This is a genomic window from Enterobacter sp. DVT3837, assembly GCF_056238685.1.
This window is the reverse complement of record NZ_JBWDLA010000001.1, coordinates 1,746,824-1,771,611: the sequence shown is the minus strand read 5'-3', so window position 1 is coordinate 1,771,611 and position 24,788 is coordinate 1,746,824. Positions and strand designations below refer to the sequence as shown.

Annotated in this window: 13 protein-coding genes, 1 tRNA gene, 3 rRNA genes and 1 pseudogene; 3 read left to right on the top strand and 15 right to left on the bottom strand. The window is 53.8% G+C overall.

Translation table 11 applies throughout. The features are described 5' to 3' along the window. Positions 1-68: 68 nt before the first annotated feature. The 6 genes and pseudogenes from bcsC to bcsR form a co-directional block, all read right to left on the bottom strand. The gene (gene bcsC, locus AC0XWG_RS08640; protein ID WP_475680528.1) at positions 69-3,566 is read right to left on the bottom strand and encodes a cellulose synthase complex outer membrane protein BcsC; all 3,498 of its coding nucleotides are present in this window, start codon (positions 3,564-3,566) and stop codon (positions 69-71) included. After that, entirely contained in the window at positions 3,548-4,654 is a 1,107-nt protein-coding gene (gene bcsZ / locus AC0XWG_RS08635) for a cellulose synthase complex periplasmic endoglucanase BcsZ (RefSeq protein ID WP_475680767.1), read from the bottom strand. The genes bcsC and bcsZ overlap by 19 nt, the downstream gene beginning before the upstream one ends. A 6-nt stretch (positions 4,655-4,660) precedes the next feature. Beyond that, positions 4,661-7,081, bottom strand: coding sequence for a cellulose biosynthesis cyclic di-GMP-binding regulatory protein BcsB (gene bcsB / locus AC0XWG_RS08630; protein ID WP_257247747.1), 2,421 nt, complete (start codon positions 7,079-7,081; stop codon positions 4,661-4,663). A 10-nt stretch (positions 7,082-7,091) separates the two neighbouring features. Further along, positions 7,092-9,707 (bottom strand): UDP-forming cellulose synthase catalytic subunit, encoded by a 2,616-nt coding sequence (gene bcsA, locus AC0XWG_RS08625; RefSeq protein WP_257247748.1) that lies wholly within the window; start codon positions 9,705-9,707, stop codon positions 7,092-7,094. Beyond that, positions 9,704-10,454, bottom strand: a pseudogene (gene bcsQ / locus AC0XWG_RS08620) (cellulose biosynthesis protein BcsQ). The gene bcsA and the pseudogene bcsQ overlap by 4 nt, the downstream one beginning before the upstream one ends. Positions 10,455-10,465: 11 nt before the next feature. Beyond that, complete coding sequence (gene bcsR, locus AC0XWG_RS08615; protein ID WP_008503237.1) at positions 10,466-10,654, bottom strand: cellulose biosynthesis protein BcsR; 189 nt, start codon at positions 10,652-10,654, stop codon at positions 10,466-10,468. A 172-nt stretch (positions 10,655-10,826) separates the two neighbouring features. Between bcsR and bcsE the strand changes: the two genes are divergently transcribed. Genes bcsE through bcsG form a run of 3 tightly spaced genes read left to right on the top strand, consistent with a single transcriptional unit; the run spans position 10,827 to position 14,252 of the window. After that, a complete protein-coding gene (gene bcsE / locus AC0XWG_RS08610) occupies positions 10,827-12,389 on the top strand; it encodes a cellulose biosynthesis c-di-GMP-binding protein BcsE (RefSeq protein ID WP_475680527.1) in 1,563 nt (520 codons plus the stop codon). Continuing rightward, entirely contained in the window at positions 12,383-12,580 is a 198-nt protein-coding gene (bcsF, locus tag AC0XWG_RS08605) for a cellulose biosynthesis protein BcsF (RefSeq protein ID WP_028018362.1), read from the top strand. The genes bcsE and bcsF overlap by 7 nt, the downstream gene beginning before the upstream one ends. Continuing rightward, positions 12,573-14,252: a cellulose biosynthesis protein BcsG gene (gene bcsG, locus AC0XWG_RS08600; RefSeq protein WP_128348977.1), complete on the top strand. Its 1,680-nt coding sequence runs from the start codon at positions 12,573-12,575 to the stop codon at positions 14,250-14,252. Before bcsF ends, bcsG begins: the two co-directional genes overlap by 8 nt. 50 nt (positions 14,253-14,302) lie before the next feature. Here the strand turns inward: bcsG and AC0XWG_RS08595 are convergent, their stop codons facing one another. The 9 genes from AC0XWG_RS08595 to trkH all read right to left on the bottom strand — a co-directional run bounded on the left by AC0XWG_RS08595 (position 14,303) and on the right by trkH (position 24,770). Continuing rightward, complete coding sequence (locus AC0XWG_RS08595) at positions 14,303-15,295, bottom strand: family 8 glycosyl hydrolase (protein WP_475680526.1); 993 nt, start codon at positions 15,293-15,295, stop codon at positions 14,303-14,305. Positions 15,296-15,302: 7 nt separating this feature from the next. Then, entirely contained in the window at positions 15,303-16,274 is a 972-nt protein-coding gene (birA, locus tag AC0XWG_RS08590; protein WP_028018365.1) for a bifunctional biotin--[acetyl-CoA-carboxylase] ligase/biotin operon repressor BirA, read from the bottom strand. Beyond that, the gene (gene murB / locus AC0XWG_RS08585; RefSeq protein WP_128348979.1) at positions 16,271-17,299 is read right to left on the bottom strand and encodes a UDP-N-acetylmuramate dehydrogenase; all 1,029 of its coding nucleotides are present in this window, start codon (positions 17,297-17,299) and stop codon (positions 16,271-16,273) included. Before murB ends, birA begins: the two co-directional genes overlap by 4 nt. A 124-nt stretch (positions 17,300-17,423) precedes the next feature. After that, positions 17,424-17,539: ribosomal RNA gene (gene rrf, locus AC0XWG_RS08580) — 5S ribosomal RNA — on the bottom strand. Between the two features lie 70 nt (positions 17,540-17,609). Then, positions 17,610-20,514 (bottom strand): 23S ribosomal RNA (locus AC0XWG_RS08575). A gap of 192 nt (positions 20,515-20,706) precedes the next feature. Beyond that, positions 20,707-20,782, bottom strand: a tRNA-Glu gene (locus tag AC0XWG_RS08570). Positions 20,783-20,867: 85 nt separating this feature from the next. Further along, positions 20,868-22,407 (bottom strand): 16S ribosomal RNA (locus AC0XWG_RS08565). The 16S, 23S and 5S rRNA genes sit together here with 1 tRNA gene alongside, the layout of an rRNA operon. 355 nt (positions 22,408-22,762) lie before the next feature. After that, positions 22,763-23,308, bottom strand: coding sequence for a menaquinone-dependent protoporphyrinogen IX dehydrogenase (gene hemG / locus AC0XWG_RS08560; RefSeq protein WP_028018162.1), 546 nt, complete (start codon positions 23,306-23,308; stop codon positions 22,763-22,765). 10 nt (positions 23,309-23,318) lie between these two features. Further along, on the bottom strand, positions 23,319-24,770 hold the full coding sequence (trkH, locus tag AC0XWG_RS08555) for a Trk system potassium transporter TrkH (RefSeq protein WP_023309600.1): 1,452 nt from the start codon (positions 24,768-24,770) through the stop codon (positions 23,319-23,321). Between the last annotated feature and the right edge of the window lie 18 nt (positions 24,771-24,788).

Below are 24,788 nucleotides of genomic sequence, written 5' to 3'. Positions count from 1 at the left end.
GCGCGCCTGAGTATACCCGATTGCTACGCTATTAAGAGAGACTTACAAATGGATTAAGGAAAATCCGATTACCAGTCCGCGTAAGGGATAAGCGGCTGCGGCGGTAAGTCCATATCGCCCTGCCAGCCTGCAGCAGAGTAGCGTACATACAGCAGCGCATGGCTTGGGGTATAGTCTTTCGCTTGCTGAATATCCACGCCCATGCCTACAAACCAGTTGGAGGTCACCCGGCGTTCGATAATGGCTCGTGCGGTATAACCCGTACCCGAAGAGCTGCTGCCCGTTTCAGGATTATGCTTATCGGTATACATCGGGTCACCATTAGCATCCACCTGGTTATCCGGGATGAGACTCTGGATAGGGTAACGCATGCCGTCTTTGGTTTTTGAGTGAGACCAGGATACCGAGCCACCCAACTCCCAGGACCAGTTTTCCGTGCGTTTACGCCAGGTCACTGGCAAGGCGAAGGAGACATACTCCTGCGGGCTGTAGTAGCCGCCCTGACCCAGAGAGTATCCGCTCAGATCTTTATCGTAGTGCCACAGCATGTTGGAGACACCGACCGTCAGGCGCTCATTGTTTTGATTAATCAGCTTGTAGTAGTAACCCGTCATCCAGCGGACGCGCCAGTTATCTTCCACATTTTTCCCCGTCAGCGTTTCCGCATTCAGGCTCGACCAGACGCCGTTCGCCTCACCTTTGTCATAGCTGATACTCACACCACCACCCGTAGCGCGTACGCCACCCCACGTGGTGCCGGTATTTGTGTCCTTTTGCCCACCAAAGGCCAGCAGAGAGCTGGAAATTGGCCGGCGATGGGCGTTAACGGTATAGCCGATAGGCCCCAGATCGCTGCTGTAACTGACACCGCCCACCACGTCGACGACATCAAAGCCCATTGGCGTGGTACCAATATCCATCGCCCAGGTTTTATTCTGCCAGCCAACGGCGACGCTCGCGCCATTGTCTGACTGATGGGTGTTGCCACTACACGGTGTTGCAGAACAGGTACCCCAGGTCGGATCGTACTTCCCGTCCTTCGTCTCAAACGATCCGGCGTCCATATTGACCAGATCGCTGCGGAAGAACATACGCCCATCAGAGAGCGGGGCATCAACCTGCAGCATGGTGGTGTGCGCTTTCAGATCGGAATAACCGCCCGTACCGCTGGAGCCCCAGTAATCATGTTGCAGCGTGACGTTAACATCCTGCTGGCGGTACAAATCACCGGCATCACTACGCACGCCGCGCTTCAGCCAGTCATCTTTTTCGTCATTACGCGTCAAACGGGTGAAGCTGTCGTTGTCGGTCGGGCGCGTCGTCGTGATACCAGACGAGACCATCGCATCTTTATAGGTATCCAGCGCCTGCTGAGGTTGGCCGTTTTGTGCCTGGAAACGCGCAGCATCACGTAATACCAGCGCGTTTTCCATGGAACCGGGTTGCGATTTGGCCTGCGGGATGATTTTGTTGAATGTTTGTTCTGCGGCAGCGGAATCACCCAGACCGGCCTGCGCCATCGCAATCCGGCGTTGCATATTGAGCGATAACGGCTGACCATTTTGTGCGGCTGGCAATTTTGCCAGCTCGGCGCGCGCGGCATCCTTATCACCTTGCGCACTGTAAATTTCAGTCAGACCGAGAAGCGCATCTTCGTTCTGCGGCTCACGCTGCAACACGGCACTGTAAGCCGTTTTTGCCTCATTAAGATCGCCGCGCTGCTGTGCCCAGTCTGCCAGGGTTAAGTCAATTCGAGTGGAGGTCGGTTGCTGGCGAAGGAGATTTTCTGCCTCCTGCTCTTTGCCGCTGTCGCGCAGGCGGTTGGCGGTTTCCAGCACCTGGTTACTTTGCAGGCGGTCGGCCAGTTCCTGAATGTTACTATTCCACTGGTTACGCGGAAGCGTGTCCAGATGCACCAGGGCAGCCCGGTCCTGATCGTTTCCGGAAAGATACAGTCCGCTGGCATACACCTGATCCGGGTCAGACGGTTTCTGGCTGGCAAGCTGACGCATCAGGGTATCCGCCTGGCTACGCTGGCCCGCGCTGTAGAGATCGCGCGACAGTCGGTATGTTATCCACACGTCGCCAGGAGAGAGTGCCAGACGGCGACGCTGAATTTCTGCTGCCTGGGCGTATTTACCCTGATTCTCCAGCTGTTCTGCCTGGGCCGAAAGCTGCTCGTTGGTCAGGCTACGTTCAATATCATCAATGCTCCGGCGCTGGCTGGCAGACAGCGACTGGATAAACTGCGAGGCTTTCTCCGGCGACTGCGCGCGGTAAATATTGGCCAGTCCGCGAACCGCATTGCTGTTGCCGCTATCCATACGTAACGCCTGGCGATAATAACGTTCTGCCGCGTCGTTATCTTTACGCGCGGCTGCGGCATCTCCCAGCCCCAGTACGGCATAACTGTCGGTATTGTCTATATTACGTGCCTGCTGATAGTAACGCTCTGCCTGCGCCGGGTTATTCGCCTTCAGCGCCGCATCCCCCTGCTGGATCAGCAGCCAGTAACGGTTGACCTTCAGCAAACTGTCCCATTTACCCCGGTTATCACTCTGCGGATCGAGCGCAATCGCCTTTTCAAACTGTGCCACTGCGCGGGCGCGATCGCCTTTCTGGGAATAAGCCTGCCCCAGGGCCCCCACCGCCTCACTGTCGGCATGGTTGGCGCTGACGGCTTTTTGCAGCTCAGCTACCGCCTTACCGCTCTGTCCGGCATCCACCGCGGCCAGCCCTTCCGCTTTCGCACGGAACGCCGGGTCAGCAAGCTGTTTTTGTTGTGCTTCAAGCTGTGAGCGTGCCGCCGCGACATTATCACCGTCGCTGAACACGCTCAGATATTTTTGCAACGCGCTCACGCTGGCGCTGCTGGCAGGCTGGCCTTTTATCTGCTCATACCACAAATCTGACGCCTGATTACGGCCATTGGTGGATTTGGCCATTTCCTGCAACACCGCAAAGCCTTCATCGCGCCGTCCGCTCTGGAACAGAAGCTGAGACAGCGTCGCCTGCAGCTGCGTATTTCCGGGGCTGCTGGTATTTATTTTCTTGAGCTGGTTAATCGCTGCATTACGGCGGGCAGGATCTTTCGCCACGACATTCCAGTATTCCGTCGCCAGATCGCCACTCGGTGGGTTGCCGTCAAACAGCTTGTCATAGGCGGCAATCGCCTCCTGAGTGTGCCCCGTCGTAGCAAGCAATCTGGCCTGCTGTAGCTGCTGGCGGCCATCAGGGGTGGAGAGCAACATCGTATTACGTGATGACTGATAAACACTGGAGCCCGGTGCGATCCCTTTCAGACGATCAAGCTCTTTTTGCGCACCAGCGGTATCACCCTGACGAAGCAGGTAACGAAAGCGTGCGGCGATGACGTCAGGGTTGTTCGGGTCAATCAGCTCAAGGCGATAGAGTGACTGTCGAACCAAATCCTCACGCTGAGTTGATTCACCCAGCCGAACCTGTTCCAGCAGTTGTCTCTGCTGCGGAGAGTTAGCGGCCTGAGCCAACGGCATCAATGCCAGGCCAAGCGATAAACTGAGTAGATTTACTGTGAACTTGCGCATTCCTGGCCCAAATCCGGTATTAATTCACCTTTAGCGGTGAAGCGAAAACGATGCTGATCCCATCCTTGCCCAAAGAGGGTCAGTACGTAACTGTAATAGGCATTATTATCGGGAAAATGGTCTGCAACGCGCTGGCGCTGAACCGCCTGGGCATCACGCTGTTGTAAAAAAGGTAGCATAGCGGCAGAGAAACCGACCGGGCCTTTACCCGTGCGTTTTCCACTCGCCACATCCATTTTCTCCGGCGGCACACCGTGTTTCGTTGTCATTGCCGCCATTGGCTGGAAGCGCGTCAGGAGCCGGGCCTTCTGGGGATCGTTATCACTCATCATCCCCACCCAGAGGTAGACGCGAATAGCGTCGTAGCCTCCTACCAGCGTCTTATCCTGCTGTAACCGCCAGCCTTTGTTTTTCTGATACTGCACCCAGTCCGGCGAAAAACCTTTCGGCGCACTCTCCAGCAGCAAACGGAGATTGGTTTCACGAAGGGTCGTCCACGGAGCACCGAAGCGCGTGAAATAGCTCGCTAACTGCGGAGGTAAATAACTGGGGTTGAAGCGCCAGCTTTTCTCTTCGGCAAACCCCACTTTGCCGGGAAGCAACATCGCGCCGAGACCGGGCACTTTTACCACTTCCTCGCTGGCAATGCGTTTAAGCAGTGCTTTACCCGTGCGGGTATACTCCGGATGCTTCCACAACCGGCCCGCTTCGAGCAGTGACCATGCTATCCAGACATCGGCATCTGAGGCGGAATTGGTATCAATAACGGCCCAGTTTTCTTTGTCTTTCTGTCCCCATAGCCAGGCCGGCAGGTGGTCATTGAGAGTGCCACTGGCAAGGTTATCGCGCGTCCACGTCAGCAACAGGTCAAACGCTTTGCGATCGTTAGCGGCCAGGGCAAAGAACAAGGCGTAGCTTTGCCCTTCCGACGTCGTAATTTTGCGCGTGTCACTGGGATCAATGACACGCCCGCCCTCACTGATGTAATCCTTTTTAAACTGCTCCCAGGCAGGCCAGGTACAGGCGGCGCGAAGAGGAAGCGCCGCCAGCATCAACGCTGCTAATGCACACCAGCGAAAGGCTTTCATCACATCTTACTCATCCGGGTTCAGGCGACGACGGCTAATGATACGCAGCAGACGCCACAGCACCCACGCCAGCAGAACCACACTGACCGCGGCCAGGATGGCGAGCAGAACCGGATGGTTAGCCAGCGCATACCACAGACGTTCGAACCATGGCAGATGACCGACGTAATACACATCACCTACGCGCAGGCTATTGACGCCAGACTCACGTATTACCGATACCGAACCAAACATCGCGGCACGTTTACCGCTGTCGTTCATCGCGGTATTGAGCAGTTCATACCCACGCGGGCTGTCCGCGAGGAGAGCCACAACGCTACGCTGCTCGTTGTAAGGTGACTGGAAGCCCACCACTGCAGCCATGGCTCCCTGAGACGTTACGGCCGTCTTCACGCTGGCCTGGCGATCGTTAACATCCGGCATGATGCTCGGGAACTCGGTCTGGCGCATCGGGGTGTTAACCCACGACTGAGCCGCTTTCACCAGCAGATCGATACGTTTGTCATCCTTCAGCTTATCCGGGATGGTACCGATCAGCATGATGTCAGCATCTTTGTTTTGGATCTGGCTACCATCATCAGTCAACGTGACGTTAATTGCCGGTAAGCCCGTCTGTGCGCCGACGGTCGCCATGGTATCCAGCAGCGTTGTCACCTGCCCTTCATTTGGCGCTTTTGGCATAACGACAATGGATTCAGAGAGATCGGCCATACGGCTGAACGGGAAGCCCGCATTAGCAAATGCACGCAGATCCGGCATCGCCAGGAAGTGATAATACTTCGAGAAGTCGATGGTCGACTCATCACCAATCACGACGTGGTTCTGTACAGGCTGGAAGGTCACGCAGTTATCTATCGAACCACCAGGCATCGGGTTCATGTACTGGAAATCAAAGCGCAGCTGGTTTACCGCACCCAGCTTCAGCGCCGGGATAGAGACATCCGTTTTACCGTCCAGCAGCCCCTGCAATACCGGCAGACGAAGCATCAGTCGGTTTGTATCCTGCGTGCTTTGCAGGCTGAACGATTGCAGGAACTGGTTGTTCAGGCTGATGTCCATGCGCGAGCTATCTTTCGTTACCGGCGCGGTGTAACGGTAGTTCAGATTGATATCAATCCCGTTGGTACGCAGCAGGTACAGATCTGGCGGCAGATTCAGTGACAGGCTAATTGGCGCAGGCTCAAGCCCGGTCGCCTGCAGCTGTTCTTCATACGTTTTCAGCTCACCAAACGTCACTGCGCGGTCGGTACGTACCCAATTTGGCGCATCATAAGGTTTACGCGCCAGCAGTGGTTTAACTTCATCCACAACAACACTGCTACCGCGGAACAGGACATTGCCCTGGGCAATCGCTTTTGCAGCCTGTACCAGATCTTTATCATCACGACCAAAGACCACCAGCAGCTTCACGTACGGGTTATCCGGGTGGCTTACCATTTCAATGGTTGGCGCTTTGACGTCTGGATGCTCGCGCAGGAAAGCGGGTCGTTTGGCATTGGTCGCAAAGACGATCGCGTTTCTGTCCGGCATTTTATCGTACATCACCGGGAAGCTCTGCCCGCGCCAGCCGGAACGCGAACCAAACCAGGATGCCACAATCGTGGCCGCGAGTTGCTCGGTCACATCCGGGGAAGAGGCAAAGACCATCGGCAGGGTTAGCGGACGGTTGTCGCGCGGGTCAAAGAACGGAATGGGGAACGCTGAGAGATCGTTTTTCAGCGCCAGTGACTGGTAGGTCATCTGCAGCGAGGAGTTGCGTCCCACATCCATCCACAGCGTGTTGCTGGCCGGGTTTTCACAGACATCACGGTAATGACCGACAAACTCCAGACGGATACGGTTAAAGTCGGTGATAAACAGCGGATTGATCGGCACCTGAGCCTGTGTTTTTTTACCCAGCTGCTCTTTCGTGACGGGCAGAACGTCCATCAGCTCATCATTCAGGTAAACCTTCAGCTGAGACTGCACCGGCAACAGCGACGGCGATGGGGTGTATTCCAGGTTCAGCACCGCATTAGAGATGACCTCATCGCTGCGCATACCAAATTCAATACCGCCGTTAGGGTTGATGCCGCGCAGCACCATACTTCCCGGAGGGGGCGCAATTTGCGCAAAGGTCAGCTTCACGTCCCGTGACGGGGCATTGTCCGCTACAACGGGCGCATTCGCTCCCCGAACGCCCGGCATCACCTGCCCAATGACCTGGCTGTCTGCCGGCAGGGTGTTCCCCTCCATTGGCTGGTTAGGAGTGATATTTTCTGTTTGACCGGGTGCCGCAGTGACAACCGCATCGGTTGCTTGCGCGACGACAGGCACCGTTGGCGCAGGCGTTGCCGCTGCGTTATCAGGTGCTGCATTAGCCATTGTTGCGGGGATTGCACTCATCCCCATTGCCACTGCACATAACCAGGAAAGTTTTGTTTTCATCGCGTTATCATCATTGTTGAGCCATAACCGGGTCCGCCTGCTTCGCCTCATCCCGCTCAGGACGACGAGGAATGAACGACACGACCCAGGAAACCAGCGAAGTAAGTGACCGGAAAATTATTTTCACCGACGACGGGGCAAATTCTGCAAGGTGACGATAGCCACGGAACCCCAGCTTCAGAATATCCAGCAGGCTTTCCAGAGGTTTATCTTCCGGGAAGCTGTCCTGCCAGAGAGCCCACGTATCCGCGCGGGCAAACGTACACTGCACAAAATCAATATGCTGCTTTTTGGTCAACGGCATCAGCTGCAGACCGACTTCATCCCCGGCCACACGAACAACTTGCGTCGGGAAGACATACTCCTGCTGGCCGCGTTTAAGCAGCAGGTTAACTTTTTGCCCTTCCAGCACTTTCGCCTGACCGTTGATTTTGATCCCAAGACCACCGTCAGAGAAGTCGTGCACGGTACAGGAGAAGAGATGTCCATCTTCACGGGCAAGCGCTGCAGGCATACAGATTTCAACACGATGCGCACGACGTACCTGCTTGCTCTCTACCGACACGGCAACTGCGCCACCGAGGATAATCAGGTTGTAGAACACCCATGCCATACTCACGAACACGGTCAGGATCTCGTTTTCCGGGCCATAGAAGTAACGCCAGATACCCGCGATAACGCCAACAATGTTCAGCAATACCAGGAAGATATACGGACGGGAGATCACCCAGTCGACATACTCCTCTTCCACCAGACCACCCTTCGCGGTGACGTTAAATTTACCTTTGTGCGGGTTAATCAGCGCCACCATCGTTGGCGGGGCGATATACCAGGCCAGCACCGTTTCGTAGATCTCACTCCAGAATGAATGGCGGTATTTACCCTGAATCTTCGAGTTCGTCAGGCTCGCGTGGATCATGTGCGGCAAAACAAACAGCGCAATCATCAGCGCCGGGGCGTAGATGATGTAAGCGTGAAGAAGCAGGAAGGCCAGTGGCGCAGTCAGGAAGATCAGCCGCGGGATACCGGACAAGAAGTGGAACATGGCGTTGACGTAGCAAAGACGCTGCGCCAGCTTGAGCCCTTTCCCAATCAGTGGGTTATCGAGACGGAATATTTGCACCATGCCGCGTGCCCAGCGAATACGCTGACCAATGTGCGCCGAGAGTGACTCCGTTGCCAGACCGGCAGCCTGTGGAATACGCATATAGGCAGAGGTATAACCACGACGGTGCAGACGCAGCGAGGTATGCGCATCTTCGGTGACCGTTTCAACCGCAATACCCCCAATTTCATCCAGCGGTTTGCGGCGGATAACCGCACAGGAGCCGCAGAAGAAGGTGGCATCCCACATGTCGTTCCCGTCCTGTACCAGGCCATAGAACAGCGTGCCTTCGTTCGGGGTTTTACGGAAACGGCCGAGGTTACGTTCAAACGGATCTGGCGAGAAGAAGTGGTGCGGCGTCTGCATCATCGCCAGCTCTTTCTCTTTCAGGAACCAGCCCATGGTCATCTGCAGGAACGAGCGCGTCGGCACGTGGTCGCAGTCAAAGATCGAGACAAACTCGCCTGTGGCATACTTCAGCGCGTTGTTGATGTTCCCGGCTTTAGCATGCTCGTGAGTTGGACGGGCGATGTACTCGACGCCCACCTCTTCCGCAAACTGGCGGAACGCCGGACGGTTGCCGTCGTCGAGGATCCAGACTTTGAGTTTATCTTTTGGCCAGTCGATACCCAGCGCGGCATAAATGGTGTTTTTCACCACGCTCAGATCTTCGTTGTAGGTGGGCACAAAGAGATCAACCGACGGCCACTGCGCGGTATCTTTTGGCAGCGGAACCGGCTGGCGGTTGAGCGGCCAGATCACCTGGAAATAGCCCAGCACCAGTACAATCCACGCGTAGGTTTCTGCAAACAGCAGTATCAGACCGCACACCAGGCTGACCGGATCGTCCCAGTTCAACGTTGAGGTATAACGCCACCAGATGTAACGGCAGGAGACGGTCAACGACAATACAATCAGCATCAGGGCTGAGAAACGCCCCGGAATACGGCGAACCAGCAATGCCACGCCCCACAGCAGGATCAGGAAGGTGAACTGTGCCAGCGGGTTAAAGGGTTGCGTAATACAGACCAGCGCCAGGATGAGCGAGAAGACGACGATCACGCCGAGAATAAAACGCCGCAAGCCCGGGTGGAGATGCCCGAGCTCTTTATGGTTGTCCAGATGGCTGGTCTTATCGGTAACGCTATCGGGCAATCTATCCAGCCACTGATGGTACCGCTCACGTAACTGCTGAACGCGAGAGAAGCTGCGCCAGTGCGGCACTTTTTTCTCCGACCGGGGGGACGTTGCCACCAGCCAGATGGCCTGAATAAGATATCGCGCCGGATCCAAAGGCCGTGGCCGGTCTGGGTTAATATGCGGGTATAACTCACTGTGCCGTGCACGTATGCGCTGCCAGCGCGGGTGTTCGAGTGGAATGAACATCCAGGCCAGAATCATCCAGAAACAGCCGAGCGCGGCGCTAAATGGCGAAGCACCATGCCGACGAAAATGCCGGTAATGTTCGCTCAAACGCGAACTGACCGGCGGGATGAGTAACCAGCTGGCGAGACGACTCATACCGAACTCCCCGCAGGCTCCGCCGCGTTGGCGAAGTTCAGCAGACACCAGTTAGCCAGTGTCAGAATTTCTTCTGCCGCCAGTGAATCGCTGCGGTATTCCCCGAGCGGTTGCTTAGAGGCAAGGCATTCCGCCATTCCCTCATCACGATGGATGACAATCGGAAGCAAGCGGCGCTGGCTTTGCAGCCACACCTGATACAGATCGTCCTGGATCTGGCTGCCAATGCGTAAATCGTTAATCAGAATATGTCCATTCTGAGGCAGCCCTTGCTGATGCAAACGGATATGGCAATTCGCATCGACGTTCACGATCGAGAGGACATGATCGCACTGCGCGATAAGCTGTCGGGTCAGCGTGCCGGAGCCATGCGGCAGATCCAGCAGGATCCATTTATAGTGCCCTTTTTCTTTCAGGCTCTGCAGCGCAAGAGTGAATTGCGAAAACAGACGCTGATAAGCCGCCTCATTTTCGCGTTCCGCAGTGGTCAATTGACCAAAAGGCAGTAAATCAAGCTGGGAGGTATAACGCATACCCGCATCCCGCCAGTCTTTATCATCGAGCAGCGCGCGGGCCCACCCCTCCTCACGTGTAAAGTCGACGTTAAACGACATACGCAGCAAATTATCGGCAGGCGTCAATAACCAGCACCGACTCACCTAAAAGCTGTAATGACCACGCCAGCGCCGCAGTCACGGATGTGGTACCCACCCCGCCACGGATGCCTTGTAATCCGAGTATGGCCATCAATGGCTCCCTTATTGTTGATGGGCAAATTCAGCTAATAACGGCCAACGTTTAATAGCCGCAGCCAACTGTTCCCGCTGGGAAATATCGGTGTAATCTATTTCAGGTAAAGAAAAGGCCTGCGTAAGCGCCAGAAAATCATTCTGGAATGTGTAACCCAGGGTTGAGTCGACTGGGGTACCGGGTTCATTATTATCCATTCTCTTCCATCCCTTTGAGTAAAATCGCATGTTCAGAAGTCGCGAGGCATCCTGCCTATCAAATTTCATTTACATGCTAAATCTGATGTTCTTTAATTTCAATGTTAGGTTTATTTCTACGCTTTCGCTAGTAAACTGAGATACAGATAAATTAGACGAAAAGAGGGACACCGTGGACTCCATATTTTCTATTGGCATCCAGTCATTATGGGACGAATTGAGCCACATGCCAGTCGGAGGAGTCTGGTGGATTAATACGGACCGAAATGAAGATGCTATCAGTCTGGTAAACCAGACAATTGCCGCGCAGGATAAGGATTCCCGCGTAGCCGTCATTAGCATGGGCGAAGACCCGAAGAAAATTATTTCGCTCGAAAGTGACCGCGGACCGCAGTCTGTGCGATTATTTTCCATGTCAGCGGAAGTTGATAGTCTATACTTTTTGTCCCGCGACGTTCAGTGCACTATTGATCCGGATCACCATTTAGTGATTCTTAAATGTGCAAATAACGTCCTGCAAAATATCCCCGCAGAAAAACTGCTGGCCTGGCTGGAAAAAATCAATAAATGGACAAAATTTCAAAATTGCACGCTATTGATAATCAATCCTGGCAGTAATAACGACAAGCTCTTCTCACTTTTAATGGGTGAATATCGTTCCCTGTTCGGTCTGGCAAGTGTGCGCGATCAGGTGGGCAGCTATCTCTACGACATTGCATTCTGGTGTAATGAAAAAGGCGTGAGCGCCAGGCAACAGCTGACCCTTAAACATATCGAGGGTAAGTGGCACCTGGCAAAGCAGGAAGAAACCGTGGTGCAACCACGTAGTGATGAAAAACGTATTTTGAGCCATATTGCGGTTTTAGAGGGAGCACCTGCTCTGTCAGAAAACTGGTCACTGTTTGAATCTAACGAAGCGCTTTTTCATGAAGCCCGCACAACGCAGGCAGCAACGATTGTGTTCTCGTTGATGCAGAATAACCAGATTGAGACGCTGGCCAGGCAAATCCATACCTTACGCCGCCAGCGCGGAAGCGCATTAAAAATAATCGTGCGTGAAAACAATACCAGCCTGCGCGCCACCGATGAGCGTCTGCTTTTGGGCTGCGGTGCAAATATGGTCATTCCATGGAATGCGCCGTTGTCGCGCTGCCTGATGCTTATCGAAAGCGTTCAGGGCCAGCAGTTCAGCCGCCATGTCCCGGAAGATGTAGCCACATTGCTCTCAATGACGCAGCCGATGAAACTGCGTGGATACCAAAAATGGGATACTTTCTGCGACGCCGTCAGCAACATGATGAATAACACGCTGCTTCCGGCAGACGGAAAAGGGGTCATGGTTGCCCTGCGCCCTGTACCGGGTATTCGCGTTGAACAGGCTCTCACGTTATGCCGCCCGAACCGCACTGGGGACATCATGACCATTGGCGACAATCGTCTGGTACTGTTTTTATCCTTCTGTCGGGTAAACGATCTTGATACCGCGCTTAACCACATCTTCCCCCTGCCAACCGGGGATATTTTCTCTAACCGTATGATCTGGTTCGAAGATAACTCTATCAGTGCAGAGCTGGTGCAGATGCGCGCCCTCAAGCCTGAACAATGGGTTAAACCACTCGTTATCAAGAGTGAGGTTAAACCGATTCTCAATGCCAGACATGATGGACACGTCTGGCGTCGGGTTCCGGAACCCCTTCGCTTATTAACTGAGAATGGGGAGAACGCACCATCATGAGTATCAGCGATATCATTCAACTGGTCGTTTTCTGCGCGCTGATCTTTTTCCCGCTTGGCTACTACGCGCGCCATTCACTGCGTCGTATCCGCGATACGGCCAGAATACTGTTTGTAAAACCTCGCTATGTAAAACCAGCCGGAACACTGACACGGGCATCACACGTCAAGGCAGACCGAAAACATGACTAATTCTACCTATACCGCTTCGTCACCCTCGCCGCTGTGGCAATACTGGCGCGGCCTTTCTGGCTGGAACTTCTACTTTCTGGTGAAGTTTGGTCTGCTTTGGGCAGGCTATCTGAATTTCCATCCTCTTCTCAACCTGGTGTTTATGGCCTTCCTGCTGATGCCTATGCCAAATATCAGGCTGCATCGCTTACGCCACTGGGTGGCCATTCCTGTCGGCTTTGCACTGTTCTGGCATGATACCTGGCTACCGGGGCCAGACAGCATTATGAGCCAGGGATCGCAGGTGGCCGGGTTTAGCGCCAGCTATGTCCTTGACCTGACCGAGCGCTTTATTAACTGGCAGATGATTGGTGCCGTCTTTGTGCTGTTGGTTGCATGGCTATTTCTGTCACAGTGGATCCGCGTCACGGTGTTTGTCGTCGCCATTATGATCTGGCTTAACGTGCTGACGCTTGCAGGCCCCGGTTTTTCTCTGTGGCCTGCGGGTCAACCGACAACAACCGTCACCACCACCGGCGGCAGTGCGGCGGCAACCGTCGCGACGGCGAGCGAGACGCCTGTGGTGGGAGATATCCCTACTCAGACCGCACCGCCGACCTCCACTAACCTGAATGCCTGGCTTTCCAGCTTCTATACCGCGGAAGATAAGCGACAGACTAAGTTCCCGGATGCGCTACCGGCAGATGCTCAGCCCTTTGAACTGCTGGTGATCAACATCTGTTCACTCTCGTGGGCAGATGTGGATGCTGCAGGTTTGATGTCGCATCCGCTGTGGTCACATTTCGACATTCAGTTTAAAGATTTCAACTCTGCAACCTCGTACAGCGGCCCAGCGGCAATTCGTCTGCTGCGCGCAAGCTGCGGCCAGCCATCACATAAAAACCTGTATCAACCGGCCGGAAACCAGTGCTATCTGTTCGATAACCTGGCAAAACTGGGCTTTACACAGCATCTGATGCTGGGTCATAACGGTGTGTTTGGTGATTTCCTGAAAGAGGTACGTCAGGAAGGGGGAATGCAGGCTCCGCTGATGGATCAAACGGGTCTGCCGGTTTCTCTGTTGGGCTTCGACGGTTCACCTGTTTATGACGATACCGCCGTGCTGCAACGCTGGCTGCAGACCATCGAAAAGGATAATAATCCTCGCAGTGCGACATTCTTTAACACCCTGCCGCTTCACGACGGTAACCATTTCCCGGGCGTGAGCAAAACGGCAGACTATAAGGTGCGTGCGCAGAAACTCTTCGACGAGCTGGACGCATTCTTTACGGAGCTGGAAAAATCAGGCCGTAAAGTGATGGTGGTTGTGGTACCTGAACACGGTGGCGCGCTGAAAGGCGACAGGATGCAGGTGTCAGGTCTGCGTGATATCCCAAGCCCGTCCATTACCAACGTGCCTGCAGGTATTAAATTCTTTGGTATGAAGGCACCCCATCAGGGCGCACCGATTGAGATCACCCAGCCAACCAGCTATTTGGCTATCTCAGAACTGGTTGCCCGTGCCGTTGACGGGAAGCTGTTTGTGGAAGATAGCGTGAACTGGGATCAGCTCACCAGCAATCTGCCGCAAACGGCAGAAGTCTCTGAGAACGCCAACGCAGTGGTGATTCAGTATCAGAACAAACCGTACGTTCGCCTGAACGGCGGAGATTGGGTACCTTATCCGCAGTAAGATGCTAATGGCATTGTTTCCCTCTCCCGCCGGGAGAGGGAATGCTCAGATTATTGTTGGGCAATCCATACCAGCATCTTCAGGCTTGCTGAATAGTAATCATCATTTGAGGTGATTTCGGGTTCTGTGGAAGACTGTCCCATCGTTAAATCACGTACTGCCAGCAGGCCCCCTTCCATCATGTAGGGTGCATACTCGTTAGTGGTGACGTTAACCCAGGCGGGAGTTTGTTCCCGGGGAAATTGACCGAACCAGACTCGCCACGGTGTCAGCAGTGGGCTTTGCTTATCAACCCAGGCCACATACAGCGGAATACGAATCGCATCGTAGCTCATCCTCGGTGCCCAACCTTTGGCCGGAGCCAGCTTGCCACCCGAAGCCAGAGAGACCCAGTCAGTGGGCAGATTCGCTTTACCCGAGCCCATTTTCCCCAGCAGGCGTTCTCCATCCTTAATCAATTCACGCCAGACAGCTAAATGACTACGCCCGGCAAAGGCCTGCCATGCCGGAAACACGAAATAAGAAGGGTTCAGTACCACTTCACCATCAAGGTTAAACCCCTGGACACCGGGTAGCATCACCCGGTAACCCGCATAGCGGATCACGTTGTGCTCAATCAGTGCTTTTGTAATTGCATCCGATGCAGCGCTATAGCGTTTGTCATGCCAGCGCGCGTCGGCTTTTAACAGTGCCCAGGCAATCAGCACATCGCCATCTGAGGCATTGTTCTTGTCGGTGACCGGGTTGGATTCTGCGGGGTTATAACGCCAGTAAAACAGGCCGTTCTCTTTGTTTTTAAGCTGACTGTCTGTCCATTGCCAGAGCTTATCGAACGTGGGTTTATCGTTGTTGGCCACCGCCATCAGCATGGCGAAACCCTGGCCTTCCGTATGCGAAACGTCACCATTGCCGGTATCGACAATGCGGCCTTCCGGTTTGAAAAAGCGTGCCTTATAACTTTCCCAGGCCTGACCCGCCTGAGAGAGAGGAGAGAAGAGCAAACTCATCATCACAGCCAGCGTAGCGCAGACGGGTTTTCGCATAATTAACTCATTCCGGTTGTTCAGCACTTCGCAGTGAAATTTCACCGCCCACCCACGGCTTGATCACGCCATTCTGCTCCAGGAGCAACGCCCCCTGTGCGTCAATGCCACGGGATGTTCCGTAGATCTCTTTATCACCAATCAGTAATTTCACCGGGCGGTTGATAAAGTTATCCAGCTTTTCCCAACGAGACAGGAAGGGTGCCAGCCCCTCCTGTTCAAAGAGGATGAGTGAGCTGCGCAATTCCTTAATCATACGCACGGCAAGGGTGTTACGATCGATGACGATCCCCGCTTCCTGAAGATTAGTCCAGGCCTGATTCACCACATCATTTTGTACATTGCGCATCACCATGTTGAGGCCTGCGCCAATAACGATCTGCGCAGCATCGCCTGTTTTTCCTGTCAGTTCGACCAGGATACCTGCAAGCTTACGATCGTTCAGATACAGATCATTAGGCCATTTAACGCGCACTTTATCAGCACCCAGATCGTGCAGAACTTCTGCCATGACAATGCCAATGACCAGACTCAGGCCAATAGCGGCAGCAGGCCCCTGCTCAAGACGCCAGTACATGGACAGATAGAGATTGGCGCCAAATGGCGAGAACCATTTGCGGCCACGACGACCACGACCGGCCTGCTGATACTCCGCAACACAGGCATCTCCGGATTTCAGCTCAGGCAGACGATCCAGAAGATACTGGTTCGTCGAATCAATCACTGGCAGCACTGCAACATTGCCATATCCAATCTGGTTACGGATCGCTTCTTCATTCAGCAATTGGATTGGCTCCGGCAGGCTATATCCTTTTCCGGGAACCGTGAAGACATCCACACCCCAGTCACGGAGGGTCTGGATGTGCTTGTTAATGGCGGCACGGCTCATGCCGAGTTGCTCACCCAGCTGCTCGCCAGAATGAAACTCACCGTCGGCAAGAATGCCAATCAGTGTTAACGGGATGGTATTATCCTTCACGCGATGGTCTCCACGGCATTCACTTCACCAGTGCGGCCAATGAAGCGGACTTCTGGCTCCAGCCAGACGTTAAATTTTTCGCCCACGCACTGACGGACATGGTGTGCCAGCTGCACAACATCGCTGCCAGTCGCATTGCCCTGGTTAATCAGAACCAGAGCCTGCTGGCGATGCACTGCAGCCCCGCCCTTCGTGGCACCTTTTAACTGGCACTGATCGATGAGCCAGCCCGCTGCCAGCTTCACGCTGCCATCAGCTTGCGGATAATGTGGTGCAGCAGGCCATCCAGCGAGAAATGCTTTTGCATTTTCACCACTAATGACTGGGTTTTTGAAGAAACTCCCGGCATTTCCATTCACTTTTGGATCGGGAAGTTTGGTCATTCGCATATGGCAAACAGACTCAAACACCTCACGTGCGGTTGCAGTTGCTGGGTCAAGACGTGTTAAATCACCATAGGTGAGGATAGGTTTCCAGTTTTTCGCCAGACGCAGACCAACGGCCACAATCACATAGCGATCCTGGTATTCATGTTTGAAAATACTGTCGCGGTAGCCAAAACGGCACTGTTCGGCCGTCAAGCGCTGAGCCGTTCCGGTCGCCAGTTCAATACAATCGACATATTCGCAGACGTGTTTCAGTTCGATGCCGTAGGCACCGATGTTTTGAATGGGTGACGATCCGGCACAACCTGGGATCAGTGCAAGATTTTCGAGGCCTGGCATCCCCTTCTCAAGGGTAAATTGCACCAGATGATGCCAATTCTCTCCGGCCCCTACCTGCAAATGCCAGCTATCAGCGTGCTCTTCCACATCAATTCCCATGATGCGGTTGACGATCACCGTTCCGGCAAAATCGTCGAGAAACAGGACATTACTTCCTTCGCCCAGAATCAGTACGGGTTCGTTATTTTCTGTTGCGCTTTGCCATGCATCCAGCAACTGCTGTGCAGTATCGGCACGTACAATTTGTTTAGCATTCCGTTGAATGCCAAAGGTATTCCAGGGTTTAAGGGAGTGGTTCATAGACGCTATCCTGATGCAAAAACGGAGGTAGTTTACCGTATAAGCAAGGAGTTGGGGGATTTGTTTGTGCGCCGTAGAAACGCAAAAAGGCCATCCTTCCGGATGGCCTCTTCACTTGTTTGATGCCTGGCAGTTCCCTACTCTCACATGGGGAGACCCCACACTACCATCGGCGCTACGGCGTTTCACTTCTGAGTTCGGCATGGGGTCAGGTGGGACCACCGCGCTAAAGCCGCCAGGCAAATTCTGTTAATCTGTATCAAAGCTGAAAATCTTCTGTCTCTCTTCGCCGAAACAGCTTCGGCGTTGTAAGGTTAAGCCTCACGGTTCATTAGTATCGGTTAGCTCAACGCATCGCTGCGCTTACACACCCGACCTATCAACGTCGTAGTCTTCAACGTTCCTTCAGGACCCTTAAAGGGTCAGGGAGAACTCATCTCGGGGCAAGTTTCGTGCTTAGATGCTTTCAGCACTTATCTCTTCCGCATTTAGCTACCGGGCAATGCCATTGGCATGACAACCCGAACACCAGTGATGCGTCCACTCCGGTCCTCTCGTACTAGGAGCAGCCCCCCTCAATTCTCCAGCGCCCACGGCAGATAGGGACCGAACTGTCTCACGACGTTCTAAACCCAGCTCGCGTACCACTTTAAATGGCGAACAGCCATACCCTTGGGACCTACTTCAGCCCCAGGATGTGATGAGCCGACATCGAGGTGCCAAACACCGCCGTCGATATGAACTCTTGGGCGGTATCAGCCTGTTATCCCCGGAGTACCTTTTATCCGTTGAGCGATGGCCCTTCCATTCAGAACCACCGGATCACTATGACCTGCTTTCGCACCTGCTCGAGCCGTCACTCTCGCAGTCAAGCTAGCTTATGCCATTGCACTAACCTCCTGATGTCCGACCAGGATTAGCTAACCTTCGTGCTCCTCCGTTACTCTTTGGGAGGAGACCGCCCCAGTCAAACTACCCACCAGACACTGTCCGCAACCCGGATTACGGGTCTACGTTAGAACACCAGCCATTAAAGGGTGGTATTTCAAGGGCGGCTCCACGCAGACTGGCGTCCACGCTTCAAAGCCTCCCACCTATCCTACACATCAAGGACCAGTGTTCAGTGTCAAGCTATAGTAAAGGTTCACGGGGTCTTTCCGTCTTGCCGCGGGTACACTGCATCTTCACAGCGAGTTCAATTTCACTGAGTCTCGGGTGGAGACAGCCTGGCCATCATTACGCCATTCGTGCAGGTCGGAACTTACCCGACAAGGAATTTCGCTACCTTAGGACCGTTATAGTTACGGCCGCCGTTTACCGGGGCTTCGATCAAGAGCTTCGCGTTGCCGCTAACCCCATCAATTAACCTTCCGGCACCGGGCAGGCGTCACACCGTATACGTCCACTTTCGTGTTTGCACAGTGCTGTGTTTTTAATAAACAGTTGCAGCCAGCTGGTATCTTCGACTGATTTCAGCTCCACCCGCAGGGGCTTCACCTACATATCAGCGTGCCTTCTCCCGAAGTTACGGCACCATTTTGCCTAGTTCCTTCACCCGAGTTCTCTCAAGCGCCTTGGTATTCTCTACCTGACCACCTGTGTCGGTTTGGGGTACGATTTGATGTTACCTGATGCTTAGAGGCTTTTCCTGGAAGCAGGGCATTTGTTACTTCAGCACCGTAGTGCCTCGTCATCACACCTCAGCGTTAATAAGGTACCGGATTTACCTGGAACCTCCGCCTACATGCTTAAACCGGGACAACCGTCGCCCGGCTAACATAGCCTTCTCCGTCCCCCCTTCGCAGTAACACCAAGTACAGGAATATTAACCTGTTTCCCATCGACTACGCCTTTCGGCCTCGCCTTAGGGGTCGACTCACCCTGCCCCGATTAACGTTGGACAGGAACCCTTGGTCTTCCGGCGTGCGGGCTTTTCACCCGCATTATCGTTACTTATGTCAGCATTCGCACTTCTGATACCTCCAGCACCCCTCACAGGACACCTTCAACGGCTTACAGAACGCTCCCCTACCCAACAACACATAGTGTCGCTGCCGCAGCTTCGGTGCATGGTTTAGCCCCGTTACATCTTCCGCGCAGGCCGACTCGACCAGTGAGCTATTACGCTTTCTTTAAATGATGGCTGCTTCTAAGCCAACATCCTGGCTGTCTGTGCCTTCCCACATCGTTTCCCACTTAACCATGACTTTGGGACCTTAGCTGGCGGTCTGGGTTGTTTCCCTCTTCACGACGGACGTTAGCACCCGCCGTGTGTCTCCCGTGATAACATTCTTCGGTATTCGTAGTTTGCATCGGGTTGGTAAGCCGGGATGGCCCCCTAGCCGAAACAGTGCTCTACCCCCGAAGATGAGTTCACGAGGCGCTACCTAAATAGCTTTCGGGGAGAACCAGCTATCTCCCGGTTTGATTGGCCTTTCACCCCCAGCCACAAGTCATCCGCTAATTTTTCAACATTAGTCGGTTCGGTCCTCCAGTTAGTGTTACCCAACCTTCAACCTGCCCATGGCTAGATCACCGGGTTTCGGGTCTATACCCTGCAACTTAACGCCCAGTTAAGACTCGGTTTCCCTTCGGCTCCCCTATACGGTTAACCTTGCTACAGAATATAAGTCGCTGACCCATTATACAAAAGGTACGCAGTCACACCACGAAGGTGCTCCCACTGCTTGTACGTACACGGTTTCAGGTTCTTTTTCACTCCCCTCGCCGGGGTTCTTTTCGCCTTTCCCTCACGGTACTGGTTCACTATCGGTCAGTCAGGAGTATTTAGCCTTGGAGGATGGTCCCCCCATATTCAGACAGGATACCACGTGTCCCGCCCTACTCTTCGAGTTCACAACCTGTGCATTTTCGTGTACGGGACTATCACCCTGTACCGTCGGACTTTCCAGACCGTTCCACTAACACACAAGCTGATTCAGACTCTGGGCTGCTCCCCGTTCGCTCGCCGCTACTGGGGGAATCTCGGTTGATTTCTTTTCCTCGGGGTACTTAGATGTTTCAGTTCCCCCGGTTCGCCTCGTTAACCTATGTATTCAGTTAACGATAGTGTGACGAATCACACTGGGTTTCCCCATTCGGACATCGCCGGGTCAAAGGTTCATATCACCTCGCCGGCGCTTTTCGCAGATTAGCACGTCCTTCATCGCCTCTGACTGCCAGGGCATCCACCGTGTACGCTTAGTCGCTTAACCTCACAACCCGAAGATGTTTCTTTCGATTCATCATCGACTTGCGAAAATTTGAGAGACTCGAACACACATAACATGTGTGTCGTTTCAATTTTCAGCTTGATCCAGATTTTTAAAGAGCAAATATCTCAAACATGACTCGCAAGTCAGTTTTGAGATATGACGGCAGGTGACTTTCACTCACGAACCAGCAAGTGGCGTCCCCTAGGGGATTCGAACCCCTGTTACCGCCGTGAAAGGGCGGTGTCCTGGGCCTCTAGACGAAGGGGACGTATAAGTCTCAATCGCAAGACGCCTTGCTATTTACTTTTCATCAGACAATCTGTGTGAGCACTGCAAAGGCAGGTTCTTTAAGGTAAGGAGGTGATCCAACCGCAGGTTCCCCTACGGTTACCTTGTTACGACTTCACCCCAGTCATGAATCACAAAGTGGTAAGCGCCCTCCCGAAGGTTAAGCTACCTACTTCTTTTGCAACCCACTCCCATGGTGTGACGGGCGGTGTGTACAAGGCCCGGGAACGTATTCACCGTAGCATTCTGATCTACGATTACTAGCGATTCCGACTTCATGGAGTCGAGTTGCAGACTCCAATCCGGACTACGACGCACTTTATGAGGTCCGCTTGCTCTCGCGAGGTCGCTTCTCTTTGTATGCGCCATTGTAGCACGTGTGTAGCCCTACTCGTAAGGGCCATGATGACTTGACGTCATCCCCACCTTCCTCCAGTTTATCACTGGCAGTCTCCTTTGAGTTCCCGGCCGGACCGCTGGCAACAAAGGATAAGGGTTGCGCTCGTTGCGGGACTTAACCCAACATTTCACAACACGAGCTGACGACAGCCATGCAGCACCTGTCTCAGAGTTCCCGAAGGCACCAATCCATCTCTGGAAAGTTCTCTGGATGTCAAGAGTAGGTAAGGTTCTTCGCGTTGCATCGAATTAAACCACATGCTCCACCGCTTGTGCGGGCCCCCGTCAATTCATTTGAGTTTTAACCTTGCGGCCGTACTCCCCAGGCGGTCGACTTAACGCGTTAGCTCCGGAAGCCACGCCTCAAGGGCACAACCTCCAAGTCGACATCGTTTACGGCGTGGACTACCAGGGTATCTAATCCTGTTTGCTCCCCACGCTTTCGCACCTGAGCGTCAGTCTTTGTCCAGGGGGCCGCCTTCGCCACCGGTATTCCTCCAGATCTCTACGCATTTCACCGCTACACCTGGAATTCTACCCCCCTCTACAAGACTCTAGCCTGCCAGTTTCGAATGCAGTTCCCAGGTTGAGCCCGGGGATTTCACATCCGACTTGACAGACCGCCTGCGTGCGCTTTACGCCCAGTAATTCCGATTAACGCTTGCACCCTCCGTATTACCGCGGCTGCTGGCACGGAGTTAGCCGGTGCTTCTTCTGCGGGTAACGTCAATTGCTGAGGTTATTAACCTCAGCACCTTCCTCCCCGCTGAAAGTACTTTACAACCCGAAGGCCTTCTTCATACACGCGGCATGGCTGCATCAGGCTTGCGCCCATTGTGCAATATTCCCCACTGCTGCCTCCCGTAGGAGTCTGGACCGTGTCTCAGTTCCAGTGTGGCTGGTCATCCTCTCAGACCAGCTAGGGATCGTCGCCTAGGTGAGCCGTTACCCCACCTACTAGCTAATCCCATCTGGGCACATCTGATGGCAAGAGGCCCGAAGGTCCCCCTCTTTGGTCTTGCGACATTATGCGGTATTAGCTACCGTTTCCAGTAGTTATCCCCCTCCATCAGGCAGTTTCCCAGACATTACTCACCCGTCCGCCGCTCGTCACCCGAGAGCAAGCTCTCTGTGCTACCGCTCGACTTGCATGTGTTAGGCCTGCCGCCAGCGTTCAATCTGAGCCATGATCAAACTCTTCAATTTAAAAGTTTGATGCTCAATGAATTAAACTTCGTAATGAATTACGTGTTCACTCGTTGAGACTTGGTATTCATTTTTCGTCCGAGGACGTTAAGAATCCATGTCACTTTGAGTGCCCACACAGATTGTCTGATAAATTGTTAAAGAGCAGTGCCGCTTCGTTTTCGCTGCGGCGCGGGGTGTGCATATTACGCTTTCCCGCTACAGAGTCAAGCGTTTATTTTGCTTTTCTCTGCTGACCCGGCGGCGTGTGTGCCGTTGTTCCGTGTCAGTGGAGGCGCATTATAGGGAGTTATTCCGACGTGACAAGAGGAAATTTAAAAAAACTTTTCGTTCGCTCACTTTTCAGACTCAACGCTTATTTAACCCGCGAATCGCCCGATAAATGCGCGATTTCCCGCGCAAAACTGGCCACCTGCGACCAGTCGGTATAAACCACTTCTTTACGCGTATCGGTTTCGCCCCCCGTCATCTTCATAATCAGACGGATCATGAAGCGGTCATACCAGCGATAGCGAGGATAACGCAGCGCACCAGCAAAGACGGCACAAAGGTCTGGCTGCCATGGAGAGTTCAGCAAGAACTTGCGCGTGTAGCTGTTGGTCTGCGGCGTACGCTTCTCTGCTTTACGAGCAACCAGATTGACCGAGTAGAACGCGCCAGGCAATTTGTTGAGCACCGCGGTGTGCTTTTTCACGAAGCGATCGAGTGCCGGATGAAAATGACCGTAACGAATTGACGCGCCAATCACCACGCGATCGTAATCCTGCCAGGTAATCTGTCCGACACGATTCAGGTTCACCACATCAGAGTAAATTCCCAGCTCTTTTAATTCGGAAGCCAGATACGCAGCAATCTCACGCGTTTGCCCGTCTCGCGTAGAGAAAAGGATAAGTGTTTTCATCAACGGCTCCTTATTCGCGCCAGAACGTTGGGGTGAACAGCACCAGCAGCGTAAAGACCTCAAGACGGCCAAACAGCATATTGGCGATGAGGATCCATTTCGCGACCGGGTTCATGCTGGCAAAGTTATCCGCCACAACCCCCAGGCCTGGCCCAAGGTTATTTAATGTTGCTACGACGGATGCAAAAGCAGAGAAATCATCCACCCCCGTCGCGATGATCGCCAGCATACTGACGATAAAGACCAGCGCATACGCCGAGAAGAAACCCCACACGGCTTCGAGGATACGTTCCGGCAGTGCCCGGTTTCCCAGTTTGATACTGTAGACCGCGTTCGGGTGGACCAGACGCTTCAGCTCACGGTTGCCCTGCTTGAACAGCAGCAGAATACGAATCACCTTCAGGCCACCGCCCGTGGATCCCGCGCAGCCGCCAATAAAGGCGGAGCATAACAGTAACACCGGCAAGAATAGCGGCCAGCGTGCAATGCTGTCCGTGGTGAATCCGGCCGTCGTCGCCATCGACACCACCTGGAAAAACGCCTGGTTTAACGTGGTCAACGCGGAGTTATAGACATCATGGAACCACAGCACCAGGGTACAGATGATAACCAGCGTAAGCTGAACGCCAATGAACATGCGGAACTCGGGGTCACGCCAGTACACTTTCAGGCTGCGCCCGCTGAGTAAAGAGAAGTGCAAACCGTAGTTACAGCCGGAAATCAGCAGGAAAATAGCAATGATGGTGTTAATCGTAGGACTGTCAAAGTAGCCCACGCTGGCATCGTGGGTGGAAAACCCGCCGATAGCAATCGTCGCAAAGCTGTGTCCGATAGCGTCAAATGCAGGCATCCCGGCAAACCATAATGCCAGCGCACAGGCCACAGTAAGCAGGACATAAATCAGCCACAGGGTTTTCGCCGTCTCGGCAATACGCGGGCGCATCTTGTTATCTTTCAGCGGTCCGGGCATTTCGGCACGATAGAGCTGCATCCCACCGACGCCCAGTATAGGCAGGATAGCCACCGCCAGGACGATGATCCCCATACCGCCGAACCATTGCAGCATCTGGCGATAAAAGAGAATAGCGTGCGGTAACGAATCCAGTCCCACCAGCGTCGTCGCTCCGGTTGTTGTTAAACCAGAGAACGATTCAAAAAATGCGTCCGTGATGCTCAGATTCGGTTGTTCAGAGAAGATAAAGGGCAAAGAACCGACACTTCCCAGTACCGTCCAGAACAGGACGACAATCAAAAATCCTTCGCGTGATTTCAGCTCGCCCTTCTGACGACGGTTAGGCCACCACAACAGAGAGCCGATCGCCAGCGCAACAAAGAAAGTCTGGGTAAATGCCCGCCCCGCGCCGTCCCGGTAGATAAGCGCCACCAGCCCAGGGAGAATCATCGTCCCGGAAAAGAGTATGACCAGCAGTCCAACGATTCGGGTTATGGCACGAAAATGCATCTCTGCCGCTTCCTTTGG